General features: G+C 66.0%; 15 protein-coding genes and 1 pseudogene. 14 read left to right on the top strand and 2 right to left on the bottom strand.

The annotated features are described in order from the left end of the window. Positions 1–126 precede the first annotated feature (126 nt). On the top strand, positions 127–1,590 hold the full coding sequence (locus AR539_RS19055) for a serine/threonine-protein kinase (RefSeq protein ID WP_082699302.1): 1,464 nt from the start codon (positions 127–129) through the stop codon (positions 1,588–1,590). 80 nt (positions 1,591–1,670) lie between these two features. Here AR539_RS19055 and AR539_RS10795 read toward each other — a convergent pair. Together AR539_RS10795 and AR539_RS10790 are read right to left on the bottom strand one after the other, a co-directional pair. Continuing rightward, positions 1,671–2,417: pseudogene (locus tag AR539_RS10795) on the bottom strand (DNA-processing protein DprA); the annotation flags it as partial. Between the two features lie 128 nt (positions 2,418–2,545). Further along, the gene (locus AR539_RS10790) at positions 2,546–4,039 is read right to left on the bottom strand and encodes a YifB family Mg chelatase-like AAA ATPase (RefSeq protein ID WP_066436011.1); all 1,494 of its coding nucleotides are present in this window, start codon (positions 4,037–4,039) and stop codon (positions 2,546–2,548) included. Here AR539_RS10790 and AR539_RS10785 point away from each other — a divergent pair. From AR539_RS10785 to AR539_RS10730, 13 genes are all read left to right on the top strand, one after another. Beyond that, positions 4,038–5,561 (top strand): recombinase family protein, encoded by a 1,524-nt coding sequence (locus tag AR539_RS10785; RefSeq protein WP_066436008.1) that lies wholly within the window; start codon positions 4,038–4,040, stop codon positions 5,559–5,561. The genes AR539_RS10790 and AR539_RS10785 overlap by 2 nt on opposite strands. A 414-nt stretch (positions 5,562–5,975) precedes the next feature. Further along, positions 5,976–6,113, top strand: a complete 138-nt coding sequence (locus tag AR539_RS19365) for a hypothetical protein (RefSeq protein ID WP_157360973.1) — start codon at positions 5,976–5,978, stop codon at positions 6,111–6,113. Then, positions 6,110–6,334 carry a hypothetical protein gene (locus AR539_RS10775; protein WP_066436001.1) on the top strand — a complete coding sequence of 75 codons (225 nt, stop codon included), beginning with the start codon at positions 6,110–6,112 and terminating at the stop codon, positions 6,332–6,334. Before AR539_RS19365 ends, AR539_RS10775 begins: the two co-directional genes overlap by 4 nt. Before the next feature lie 127 nt (positions 6,335–6,461). Further along, positions 6,462–6,647 carry a hypothetical protein gene (locus tag AR539_RS10770; RefSeq protein WP_066435999.1) on the top strand — a complete coding sequence of 62 codons (186 nt, stop codon included), beginning with the start codon at positions 6,462–6,464 and terminating at the stop codon, positions 6,645–6,647. Then, on the top strand, positions 6,647–6,925 hold the full coding sequence (locus tag AR539_RS10765; RefSeq protein ID WP_066435996.1) for a hypothetical protein: 279 nt from the start codon (positions 6,647–6,649) through the stop codon (positions 6,923–6,925). Before AR539_RS10770 ends, AR539_RS10765 begins: the two co-directional genes overlap by 1 nt. Before the next feature lie 70 nt (positions 6,926–6,995). After that, positions 6,996–8,792 carry a GH25 family lysozyme gene (locus AR539_RS10760; protein WP_066435993.1) on the top strand — a complete coding sequence of 599 codons (1,797 nt, stop codon included), beginning with the start codon at positions 6,996–6,998 and terminating at the stop codon, positions 8,790–8,792. A gap of 61 nt (positions 8,793–8,853) precedes the next feature. Then, entirely contained in the window at positions 8,854–9,162 is a 309-nt protein-coding gene (locus AR539_RS10755) for a hypothetical protein (RefSeq protein ID WP_157360972.1), read from the top strand. Then, positions 9,135–9,287, top strand: coding sequence for a hypothetical protein (locus AR539_RS19360; RefSeq protein ID WP_157360971.1), 153 nt, complete (start codon positions 9,135–9,137; stop codon positions 9,285–9,287). Before AR539_RS10755 ends, AR539_RS19360 begins: the two co-directional genes overlap by 28 nt. Positions 9,288–9,409: 122 nt before the next feature. Further along, positions 9,410–9,742 carry a hypothetical protein gene (locus AR539_RS10750; RefSeq protein ID WP_066435988.1) on the top strand — a complete coding sequence of 111 codons (333 nt, stop codon included), beginning with the start codon at positions 9,410–9,412 and terminating at the stop codon, positions 9,740–9,742. 75 nt (positions 9,743–9,817) lie between these two features. Beyond that, complete coding sequence (locus AR539_RS10745; protein ID WP_197410595.1) at positions 9,818–10,123, top strand: DUF7246 family protein; 306 nt, start codon at positions 9,818–9,820, stop codon at positions 10,121–10,123. Further along, positions 10,120–11,064, top strand: coding sequence for a DNA cytosine methyltransferase (locus tag AR539_RS10740; RefSeq protein WP_066435985.1), 945 nt, complete (start codon positions 10,120–10,122; stop codon positions 11,062–11,064). Before AR539_RS10745 ends, AR539_RS10740 begins: the two co-directional genes overlap by 4 nt. A gap of 187 nt (positions 11,065–11,251) precedes the next feature. Next, on the top strand, positions 11,252–11,521 hold the full coding sequence (locus AR539_RS10735; RefSeq protein WP_066435982.1) for a hypothetical protein: 270 nt from the start codon (positions 11,252–11,254) through the stop codon (positions 11,519–11,521). A gap of 62 nt (positions 11,522–11,583) precedes the next feature. Continuing rightward, entirely contained in the window at positions 11,584–11,937 is a 354-nt protein-coding gene (locus AR539_RS10730; RefSeq protein ID WP_066435978.1) for a hypothetical protein, read from the top strand. Positions 11,938–12,584 lie beyond the last annotated feature (647 nt).

Raw genomic sequence — 12,584 nt, 5'->3', positions numbered from 1 at the left:
CCTGGCTCCATGCTTCCAGTCGAGGCTCCTGCTGTTCTCACTCGAGCTTTGGTCCTAGGGCTACATGCCTTTGAGCGGGACATAGAATAAGTCCAACTATTGGCGCATGAAAATAAGGGGTAGCGCATGAAAATACAGCTGAAAAACGGCGAGTGGGAAGTCGGCAGCCTCATAGGCTCCGGCAGCTTTGGCGACGTTTTCGAGGCTGTCGGGCCTCAGGGTGAAGTCGGCGCGGTGAAGTACATCCCCAAGACGCCGGGCGCCGAACGCGAGATGCTGTTCGAAGCACGGCTGTCGGGTGCCAAGAACGTGGTTGAAATTCTCGACTCGGGCGAAGATTCCGGCAACTGGGTAATAGCCATGCCCAAGGCAAGCCAGTCCCTCCGAGCGGAAATTGCCAAGGGCCCATTGGACCTCACCTCCGCCATCAAGGTATTGGAGGACTTGACGGAGGCCCTCGCGGATCTGGAGGTGCGTGGCATAGTTCACCGCGACCTCAAACCAGAGAACGTACTTCTGCTGGGGCAATCGTGGTGTGTCGCCGACTTCGGAATAGCACGATATGCGGAAGCGGCAACAGCAGCAGGCACACACAAGTTCGCTTGGACATACGAGTATGCAGCCCCTGAGCAGTGGCGAACGGAGCACGCAACGCCAGCCACGGACATGTACGCCCTAGGCGTCATAGCCTTTGAACTTGTAAGCGGACGTCGACCCTTTTATGGGTCGGACGCGGAACTTCGAGACAATCATCTCCATGGCAAGGTGCCTCCATCCGGGGCACCCAAAAAGCTAGCATGGCTCATAGAAGAGTGCCTGGCTAAGGCTCAGGGATCTCGCCCATCAGCAGCAGAGTTTCGCAGGCGTCTCGACCTGGCTATGAAAGAACAAACGTCCAAGGGCCTCTTGGTTCTTCAGGAAGCACATCAAGCGGACGCTCGAAAGAAGGCAGAGCTCGCCCGTCAACAGTCTGAGGCTAAGACGGATCAGGAGCGACGAGCAGCACTCGCCGACTCGGGCAATGATGCCTTCAAGCGCTTCTCTGAAGAATTCTTGGAGGTCATCGCCGAAAACGCACCGGGGGCGAAGATAACGCAAGACCGCGACTCTTCTTGCCTAATTCGAATGGGTAACGCAGAACTGTACTTGGCCGCCCCTACAAGTGTTCCCACGTTGTGGTCGGACGCCCTGGCCCCAGCGTTTGAAGTCGTCCAGATGTCTCACCTTGTTCTTAAGTGCTTATCGCCCATCCGTGGCTATACCGGTCGCGGCCACTCACTTTGGTACGGCGACGTCGAGACAGACGGACAGTACCACTGGTACGAAACGGCCTTCATCGATTCTGTCTGGCTGAACAAGCAGGCTGCTCGACTCCCCTACCAGATGCCCCCGGCAAATGACGCGGCTCGAGCTCTGCAGGGCGCAGACAAGGTCCAGCATGCCTGGCCCTTCATGAAGGTCGACCCCTACGACCTGTCCGAATTTAGCGATAGGTGGGCGGAATGGTTCGGGCTGGCCGCCCAAGGGAAGCTAGCCCCGCCTTCCATGCTTCCAGAGCGGAGTCCCCTCAACAGTTGGCGCAAAAAGTGACGAAAATAATACAAGCGCCCTGAGGGCGCATGGAAAAGCCCCGAAAGGGGCTTTTCTTTTTACTAAGGCGGCGGAACTGGCAAGGCATATAATTGACAGTTCTGGTGCAGGAACCTGTACCGCGTCGGGGCGGACCCCGGCGGCACCTCTGCGAGGACCGCACCCTGGTTGGCGACGGCCCGGAGCAGGTCCTCGTTGCCCGACGGGTAGAAGCGGTCCACTCCCCCGGCCATCACGGCGATGGTGGGGATCCCGCCGGATGCAGCCCCGGCAAGGGCGGCCCGGTGGGCGTGCGCGTCGATCCCGTAGGCGCCGCCGGAGACGATGGTGAACCCCCGCTGGGCCAGTGAGTACGCCAGGTCGCCCGTCACCGACCCGCCGTAGGAGGTGCTGTCCCGGGAACCGACCAGGGCAATGGACTTGGCGGCCGGTGGCAGTTCCTGCTCGATGCCGCGCCACCAGAGGCAGAGGGGCTCCTGCAGTCCAAGATCGGCCAGCTGGCCCGGCCAGAGGTCGTCGGTGGGAATGATCAAGCGCCCGCCCAGCCGCTGCATCGTGGCGAGATCCCGTGCCGGTGCCAGGTCCGGGATCCTGGGCGCCCAGCGCTGCCGTGCAGTCCCCAGCCCCGTCCACCCGGTGCCCGTGCTGTTTTCTTCCAGCAGCTCGAAGATCTCGCGCTCCAGCTTCGCGCCGGCGGCCAGCTCTCCGGTGGCTATCCTCAGGGCGTCCTCAGCTCCGGCGGCGCGCACGAGCGCGAGTCCCGCGGCGTCCTGCGGCTCGAACAGCCGTGACAGCGCTGCCCGCGCCGTCCGTTCGTTCTCTGTCATGGGGGTTCCTTTCACGCTCTGGCATCAGTGGCGGTGCCGCCGCGCGGGGCACCGGGTAAACGGGCTGGGTGGTTCTCGGCCTAGATGGTTCTCCGTCTGGGTGAAATACGGGCTGGGCGATCAACGGGCTAGGCCGCGACGGCCGCCTGCCGCAGGTTGAGGGCCACCCCGATGTCGTCGGCCTCCGGCACTTCACGGAGGGACAGATCCGCCAGGGTCCATGCCAGGCGCAGCACGCGGTCGTAGCCGCGCGCCGTGAGCACCCCGCGCTCCAGGGCGTGGTCAAGGATCCGGGTAGTAGGGGCACCCAGCCGGAGTGCACCCCGGAGCACACGCCCCGGGACCTGGGCGTTGGTCTCCATCCCGAAGGGCAGGAGCCTCTCCAGCTGGCGCTTCCGGGCGGCCTGGACGCGGGCCGCGATGGTAGCGGTGTCCTCCTCGGCCGTGGGCTGGCCGAAGTCCGCCAACGAGACGCGCTCCACCTGCAACTGGATGTCGACCCGGTCCAGGAGCGGGCCGGACATGCGGGCCAGGTAGCGCCGCCGCATGGTAGGGGTGCAGATGCAGTCGACCCCTTTGCCAGCGGCCTTGCCGCAGGGACAGGGATTGGCGGCGAGAACCAGCTGGAAGCGTGCCGGATAGGCCGCCGTTCCGGCCGAGCGGTGCAGCACCAGTTCGCCGCTCTCCAGCGGCTGCCGCAGCGCGTCCAGGACGCGGCGTTCATACTCCGGCGCCTCATCGAGGAACAACACCCCGCGGTGGGCCCGCGAAGCTGCCCCCGGTCGGGGCAGCCCGGAGCCTCCGCCGATGATGGCCGCCGGTGTGGCTGTGTGGTGCGGGCTCTCATACGGCGGCCGTCGCACGAGGTCCAGGGAAGCCGAGGTCAGCGAGCAGAGCGAATGTATGGCGGTCACTTCCATGGCCTCCGCGTCACCGAGGTCCGGCAGGAGGCCGGGAAGCCGTTCGGCCAGCATGGTCTTGCCGGCGCCCGGCGGCCCCGTGAGGAGCAGGTGGTGGGCTCCGGCGGCGGCCACCTCCAGCGCCTTCCGGGCCTCCCCCTGCCCGGAAACGTCCCGCATGTCCGGCGGCACGAACGACACAGGACCGGCGCCGGCCTCGGGTTCTTCCTGATCCGGTTCGGGGTCAAAGTCGAGGGCCAGATCCTGCGGGTCAGCGCCGAAGTCAAAAGCCAGCCGGGCAAGCGTGGAGTAACCCTGAACGCGTGCGCCCGGCACCAGCTTCGCCTCAGCGGCGTTCGCCTGGGCCACGACGACGTCAGGGTACCCCGCCCGCACGGCGGCCATCACGGCGGGCAGGACCCCGCGGACCGGCCGCAGCCTGCCGTCCAGCCCCAGCTCGGCGATGAACACCGTGCGGCCGGTGGAACGGACATCACGGGAGGCGAGGAGGGCGGCGATGGCGATGGCCAGATCGAAGCCGGAACCGCGTTTGGGCAGCGACGCCGGGATGAGGTTTGCCGTGATCTTGCGGCGGCTGAGGGGAATGCCGGAGTTCTGGGCGGCGGAGCGGATCCGCTCCTTGGCCTCATTGAGGGAAGCGTCCGGCAGGCCCAGGATCACAAACGCCGGCAGTGTCTGGCCGATGTCGCATAATAGACACATGATCGACTCACGTAAGCCGCTTCGCGCGGTACTCTACCTGCGCTTGTCCGTCACGACGGACGAATCAACCTCTATTGTCCGCCAAGAAAACGACCTTCGCGAGCTGTGTAAACGCGAGGGCTGGACGGTCGTAAAGGTCCTCACCGACGACGGCCTCTCCGGAGGCAAGCGCCGCGCGAAAGCCGACCTTGCCCTGGATATGCTCCGCGAGGGCGCCGCCGACGTTATCGCAGTCTGGAAGTTTGACCGCTGGAGCCGCCAAGGCGTCCGCGCGGTCGCCGACCTCGTCGAGACGATCGACGAGCGCCAAGCCTCCGGCCGCCCGGCTCTCTTCGTGGCAATGGGCGACGGTATCCGCTCCGACGCCCAGACGTGGAGGATGCACGTCTCTCTGATTGCTGAGGTCGGCCGAATGGAGCGTGAAAACGTCCAGACCCGCGTCGCCTCAGCCCGCAAGCATCAACGCGAGACGCGCCGCCACTCCGGGAGGCCGGGCTTCGGCTACCGCCCGATCCCGCACCCTTCCGGCAAGGGCCGCGCCTTGGAGATCGACCCGGAGGAAGCGAAGACCGTCCGGCGAGCCGTCGACCTGATCCTCTCCGGCAAGTCCGCCTACATGACCGCAAAGATCCTCAACGACGAGGGCCGCGCCCCGCGCCTTGCGGCTGAGTGGAACGCCTCCACCGTCGCCGACGTGCTCCAGCGTGACAGCCTCATGGGCTACATGACCCACCGTGTGAAGGGCGACTCTTCCAGGACGAGCCGCCCCCTCCTAGGAGAAGACGGCCTGCCTGAGCAGGTCTGGCCCGCGATCGTTACACCGGCCGAAATGCGCGAGATCCGCGCCCTCCTCCGGTCGCGCGGCGACTGGGGCCGCGTGGCCCGCGCTGGCCGTCGGCGGGCCGCCCGGCTCCTCTCCGGACATCTAGCTTGCTCCTCCTGCGGCCGCATCATGCGGGCAGGGCAAGGCGATTACAAGGCGGACGGCTCGAATGTTCACCGCTACGTCTGCGGCGCTCCAGCTGGCGCCTGCCCGAGGAAGGTAAGTATCGCCGCTCAGCACGTCGAGGATCACGTTGCCGAGCAGTTCCTGGCGGTCTACGGCGGTTATGAGGTCGTCGAAATGCGCGAGACAAGCCGTGACACTGGCGAGCTCGCGGAAGTCGAGGCGGCGATCGCGTCGACGGCGGCCGATATGGCCTCTCCTGACGCTGACTTCGGCTCCTTGGTCGAGCGCTTGAGCATGCTCCGCGCACGGCGCGAGGCCCTGGCCGCGGTCCCGGTCGAGTCCACTCTGGAGGAGGTCCGGACGGGCGAGACGTTCGCGGAAGCCTGGGAGAAGAGGGACGTCGACGGCCGACGCGCATTGATGTCCTACGCGCTAGACGGCCCGATCGTAGTCCGGCCCGCCCTGAAGAGGTCCAAGATCATCGACTGGTCGCGCGTGGAGATCCCCTGGCGTGGCAACTGGGGCTTGGCAGAGATCGAGGAGTATCTTCGGGACGCCGCAAGGGCAGACTAGCCCGCCCGGGCCTCGGCGGCTGGCGCCGGGGCGGGAACGCCGGGAGAGGAGCGTGTAAACGCCCCCCGAGCGTCTCCCATGAAGGAACCATGACGATATGACGGTTCTAACGTCATTCTGCATCTACGTATAAGAACTCTCTCTCTTAACACTGGATACAGAATGACGTTCATTCCGTCATTTCGTCATGGTTCCGCCAGTTCCCAAAACTTTCCCCGCTCGTGAGCAGACGTCGCATCCCTGGCTCCCTCTCTAAGTGTCCAATCCACCGACACAAGGAGGCCCGCCGTGGCAACGCCCACCGAGCACCGAGCACAAGCCGAGAAGCTCCTCGCTCTCGCCCTCACCTACCCACACAACTCAGCCGCCCGCCTCGCCACTCTGACAGAGGCTCAGGTCCACGCCGTACTCGCTATGGCCTCTCAGGACGAAGTCGGAACCCCCGCCGTCCCTGAAATCGACGCCCAGCTGAAGGCCGACGCCGTCCCCACCAAGGGCCCCGCCGCTCGACGGACCCGTAAGGCGACCACCGCAAAGGAGGCCGCCGAATGACCGCCGCAGCCGTCAAGGCCCTACGCGCCAACCTCCGCGAGGCCGTCGAATCCGAGGCGACCGTGACCGTGGTCCTCGAAAACGGCCGGACCTTCACCGGCACGGTCATGGAGCACCCCACGCTCGCCGACGGCTACTACTTCGTCGTCCCGGCCACCGCCTCCCGCGAGCGCCCCGCCGCCTTCCACAAGCTCGACGTCGCGGAAGTGATCTTCGAGTGAGCGCCCTCTTCCTCCTCCTCGACGTCGTCGACTCCCTCGCCGAGCTCTGGCTCGTGAACCGATCCACTACCCGCGCCGACCGGCGCTATGCCCGCTCCCTCCACCGCTACCTCTAAGGAGCCCCCGCATGGAATCGAACCTCTACCAGCGCCGCCTCCTGGCCGCGCTCAACATTGCCCGCTACCCGTCCATCGCCGGCCCCGGCCGCCTCAGCATCGGCCATATCTACGCCGGAACCGTCACTCCCGACGAGAAGGCCAAGCGCCGCCGCAAGGGCAAGGCCCAGCGCCTCGCACGGAAGGCGGCCCGCTAATGGTCAAGGAACCCCGCGACGGCTCCCTAACGGCGATCCGCAAGCGGACCCAGAACAGCCGCGACGTAATCAACGGCGCCCGCAAGCGCCAGAACTACACGATCGCCTCCCCCACCCAGCTTGACCGCGAGGCCCTCCTCGGCGCCCTCGACGCCGTCCTCGACGTCGTCACCCGGCGCGAGAAGCTCGCCGCCGAGCACGACCTGATCGCCATTGCCTATGCGGCGGAAATCCGATCGGCGATCGACAAGGCGCTTGCTATCGAGCGCACGGAATAACCCACCCGACCACGTCAAGGGGCGGCCCTCGCTGGCCGTCCCTTTGTCGTGCTTCCCTGAAAGGACACTCATGGGCTATATGTTCCCGCTCTCCAAGAGCATCACAAAGGGCCAGCCCTTCGGCTCGAATCCCGGTGGAGTGAACCCGTCCGGAGGCCATACCGGCGAGGACTACCCCTGCCCCGTCGGCACCCCTGTCCGCGCTCCCGGCGACGGCGTGATCGCCTACGAGGGCTTCCCCCAGACGATGAACGGCTCGGACAACCCCTGGCTCCTGACAAAGGGTGGCGGCCTCGTCGCCGTCCTTGACTGTGGCGACGCCGAACCGACGTTCATCTTCGGCCACCTGAACCAGACCGTCGTCGACAAGGGCCAGCGTGTCCGCAAGGGCGACATCATTGGCTACACGGGCAACACCGGCCTCTGGACCACCGGCCCGCACCTGCACTTCGAGGTTCTCCTCCCCGGCTACTGGCTCTACTCCAGCACCTACGGCCGCTCGAACCCGTCCTCGGTGTGCGACCACTACTGGGAAGACCTGAACAAGCCGCTGAAGGCCAACGAGCGCATGGTCGGCAACGCCCAAGTGAATCAGCGCGCCGAGCCGAAGATCGGCGCCCCGATCGTTCGCGTGATCGAGCCGAAGACCCGAGAGGTCTGGGAGGGCTTCGTGCGCGGCGAAGTGGTTGACGCCGGAGGCGGGAACCGCTCGGACCTCTGGCTGAAGGACGCCCAAGGCTACGCCTCGGTCCTGTTCTTCGACCCGACGACCGTCGACGGCCTCCCCGACCTAACGCCCCGCACGGAGGCCCTGGCACCGAACGAACGCAAGGCCGGAGCCTCCGTCGTGAATCAGCGCAAGGAGCCGCGCCTCGGCGCTCCCGTCGTCCGCGAAATCCCGGCAGGGTCTAAGGAGGTCTGGGAGGGCTTCGTGGAGGGCGACGAAGTCGTAGGCGCCGACGGCTCGCGCTCGAAGCTCTGGTACAAGGACTCGATTGGTTACGCCTCGATCCTGTTCTTCGACCCGGTCAGCACCGACGGCCTCCCGAACCTGACCCCGGCGCCGGCCCCCGTCGTGACGCCGATCCCCGACCCGCCCGCGCCGGAGCCTGCGCCGGAATACCCGACCCTGAACGGCGTCGACGTCTCCAACCATCAGGCCGGGATCAACGTCCGCACTCTCGGCGCCGGCTTCGTCGGCATCAAGGCGACCGAGGGCGTCGGCTGGTCCGACCCGGCGTTGATCTCGACCCTGGCTTCCACGCGGGCCAGCGGCGTCCCGGCCCTGTTCTACCACTTCGCCCGCCCGGTAGGCCCTGAGAACTCCGCTCAGGCCGAGGCCGAGAGCTTCCTGAAGGTGGTCTTGCCCCTGCTGGCGCCCGGCGACCTCATGGCCCTGGACTGGGAGGCCGAACATCAGGAAAACACCGCATGGGCGCTCGAATGGCTGGAGCGCGTAGAGAAGGCGACCGGCCGCAAGCCGCTGATCTACATGAACGCCAGCACGGCGAACGCCCACGACTGGAGCAGCGTCAAGGCCGCGGGATACGCCCTCTGGCTGGCCGCCTACCCGTCCTCTGCGACGGTCGAGGGCTTCCGCGTCCCCGGCAACCCGCCCAGCGTCCCCGGGTGGACCGTGGCGATCTGGCAGTACGCCTCCACAGGCCGCCTCCCCGGCTACGGCGGCAACCTCGATCTGAACGTCTTCTACGGCGACCTCGCGGCGTGGCACGCCCTCGCGGCGCCGATCGAGGAGCCCCCGGCACCCGAGGCCGGCACCGCTCCGGAAGCACCTGAGATCGACGAGAAGGCGCTAATCATGCGCTTCCTGGAGGCGCTGGTCGACGACTACCTCGACGGCCACTAACCGAGAAGAGCCCCTCCTGAAAACGGGAGGGGCTCTTCTGCTTTCACCTAGCATGGCTCTTGTGACTACCCGCGTTATCAACTTCCGGCAGGACGGCGTCGAGTTCGAGTACGCGTCGCCGATACCCGACCTCACCGCTAAAACCGTGCGGCGCTTCTCCTACGGCGAAGAGCCCAAGGTCATAGCTGAACTGGAGCTAACCGACGGCCGCACCGTCGAGGTTCACGGCTACGCCGAGCACTGGACGACGGACGAGGTGGTCGTGACCTGGAGCGACGACGACCTCCGTCACTTCTCCGTCTGGGTGCCAGCTGGCAACGTCAGGCACACGCCAGAAGACGAGTGGCACGGCAACTTCGTCTCCCGCTGAGGCCTAGCCCCCGCTTCTGCCACGCGAAGTACGTCGGCTTCGCGGTCTGCTCCCGCATCGGCTGCCATGACGGCGAGCACGTCACCACCGGCGCCACCGGCCGCCTGATCGGCTGGGACGCATAGACCATCACAACGGCCCTTCGGAGAAATCCGGAGGGTCTTTTCTTTTGCCGTGAGCAGGGCGGGCACTCCTGGCTCCCTCTCTACTTGTCACCCCGACAAACCACCTAGGAAGGAAGCCCGCAATGCTCAACTCGATCCCGCTCGACGTCTACCTCTCGATCCTCTCCGAGGCCACCGCCGATGACGGCCCCTACAAGTACGAGCACGACGAAGCCGAGGCCCGAGTCCTTAACGGCGCCTTCGCCGAAATGACCAAGGGCATCGTCGCCTTCGTGACCGCCGCCGAGCCGATCATCGGCTACGAAGCCGTCCGCGACATGCTGGAGGACGTCGTCCACACCTTCCCGGCGAGCAAGGACCCGGTCGACCCGTTCGAGGCGATCCAGCAGGCGCTCATGAGGGCAATGGACATTCCCGAGGAGCTCTGGAACGAAGGCGCCCCCAAGGAGAACTAGCCCCGCCCGAGGCGGCGTGGTCCTAACCGACTGCGCCGCCTTTTGCGTACCCGAACGGAAGGAAGGAGGCCCCTCGTGGCCCGCAAGCTGAAGAAGAATCTCCCCGCCGACTGGCACGAGCACGACCACGCCGAAGCCAACGGCCGCCACATTGTCCCTGGCACTGAAGTCTCCATACGCGGCGAGCGCGGGCGCTTCCGCTTCCTGAAGCGCGTCACCCGCGACGACGGCCGCGAGTGGCTCGACTTCTGGGGCGGCCCCAAAGGCGCCGAGAACTGGCGCTCCTTTAGCGACGACCAGATCCGCCGCGTCCACCGCATCGGCAAGACCGACAAGGCCCTGGCCGCCCTGCATCAGGCAAAGAAGGAGGCGACAAAGTGAAGGCCCTCGACCTCTTCGCCGGCACCGGATGGGGCGTAGCTTGCCAGATGCTCGATATAGACGAGGAAGGCGTCGAGATCATGCCCGAAGCAGTCGCGACCCGCGAAGTCAACGGCATGAAGACCCCCTACCGTGACGTCTGGGACTCGCTCCTCGGCTCCCGGCGCTCCTACGATCTGCTTATTGCCTCCCCGCCCTGCCAGACATTCAGCATGGCCGGGAATGGCGCGGGCATGAGATCGCTCTCGCACGTCCTCTCGGCGATCGAGAGGGGCGTCTACAAAGAGCCCCTCGCCCTCCACGGCTACGTGGAAATCCTCGATCCGAGGACGGCGCTTATCCTGACCCCACTCGCTCATGTCTACCGCGACCACCCTCGCCTCGTGGCCTGGGAGCAGGTCCCGACGGTTCTCCCCGTCTGGGACGCATGCGCCGACGTCATGCGCGGCATGGGGTATTCCGTGGCGACCGGCGTCTTGAACGCTGAGCAATATGGCGTACCTCAGACCCGGCGCCGTGCCTTTCTGATCGCACGGCTGGACGCCGAAGCCCGTCTCCCAGAGCCGACTCACTCGCGTTACTACGCTAAGGAACCCTCCCGCCTGGACCCCGGCGTCCTGCCGTGGCGGAGCATTGCCGAGGCACTCCAGCGCGTGGACTCCGAAACCCGATACACCCAGAACAACAAGCTCGCACATCAGGCCGTGCGCTTCCTCAGAGAGCCAGCGCCCACCGTGACGGCTGGACACGATAGCGGGAACCGCGGATTCCTCGACGCCGAGGGCGTCCTGACCGTCGCTACCGTGGCGGAAGTGTCGGCCCTCCAGAGCTACCCGGCCAGTTTCAAGTGGCAAGGCTCCAAGACGAAGCAACTTCTCCAGATCGGCAACGCCGTCCCGCCCGCGCTTGCTCTCGCAATTCTCCAGACGCTCGCCGCGTAAGGCGACTCCCATATGACTGCCAAACAAAGGAAGGAACCCTAGCGCATGAACCCCGAGCAACCCGTCTGCACCTGCATCAGCCAGCCTCTCCCGTTCACCGGCCTCCGGATCGTGAAGGTCTTCGATCCTTACTGCCAGATCGAGCCCCATAAGAAGAGGGGCTCCTACACCGGGCCGGAGCCGACCTATGGCCGAGCCGGTAGCTAACCGCCTCGCAAGCCTCGCCGCCCGGTACGACACCGGCAACGGCGAGGCCGAGGCCCTGACCGCCCAAGCCCTGGCCCGCCTCGCCTACCGGCGCCGCCACTCCGGTAAGACCTGCTCCCGTTGCCAGCAGGACAAGCCGACCTCGGCCTTCGGCCCCGACGGCTCCCGGCCGGACGGCCTCAGCCACCGTTGCCGCGACTGTGACAACGAACGCAAGCGCCAAGCCAGAGCGTGTAAACGCGAGCGTTGACTCACGCGGGGCGCCTTGCTATCTTCGAGCTACCTTCGCCACTCCTCCGAAAGGAACCCGCAATGAGCGCCCCGCTCCACACCTTCACTTCGCACACTGCCGGTAAGAACGCCCGCGTCTCCATCTACTCCGACCGGATCGAGTGGGAGCTTCAGCGCGGCGTCTCCGGTGGCAAGATCACGGCCGGACTCATGACCGGCGGCCTCTCACTTCTGGCGACCGGCGTCAAGAACGGCAAGGCCGGCACGGAAATGATCCCGGTACGCCAGATTACGTCCGTCCTCACGAAGCGCGACGGCTTCCTGAACACCATCGTCTCCGTGGTCACGGCGGGCAACACGGTCGACTTCCGTGTTTCCCACTCGGAGGCAAAGGAAATCCGCGACATTCTGAATCGCCTAATGCTCGCCGTGTAAACGTCCCCCGGTACTGGCTCCCTCTATATATGTAACCAGCAATAAACCCTTCCTGTTTTAGCGCTCTGCCGCCCAACCCATATCGCGGGGCAGACGTAAAGCAGGGAGGGTTTTCCTTTGCCCTCACACTTCCCTGCCCGCCGAGTCGAGCGCTTCCTTCCCGCTCCTCGGCCCGCCCCGGTAGCTCCCGCCTCCTTCCCGGTCGAGCACCGGGGCTCTCTACTTTCCATGCCCTACCTTGTCCGGCCAGAGCAACACCCCGCCCCGCTCTCGCTGGACCCCACCCCCAGCACCACGAGAGGAGTCGCCGCATGGCTTGGGATACAAGCAACCGCAAGGAGCGGCTCCCATCCGACTGGACCGCCCGCCGAGTCCGCGTGCTCCGGCGTGACAACTACAAGTGCCAAGCCCGCGACTCGCTCGGCGTTATGTGTGGAGCTCCGGCCAATCAGGTCGACCACAAGAATCCTGGCGACGATCACAGCTACGAGAATCTCGAATCACTTTGTCGTTGGCATCACGCTCGGAAGTCTTCGGCCGAGGGTGCCGCCGCACGTCGACCGCGAGCTCGCCAGCGCCGGGAGCCAGAGGCCCACCCCGGCATGATCCTCTAGCTCGGCGACCACCCGCCCCGCCCTGGGGTAGAC

Source organism: Arthrobacter sp. EPSL27 (assembly GCF_001512305.1).
Lineage (GTDB): Bacteria > Actinomycetota > Actinomycetes > Actinomycetales > Micrococcaceae > Arthrobacter.
Note: the sequence above shows the minus strand (reverse complement) of the source record. Positions and strands in the feature narration are given on the sequence as shown.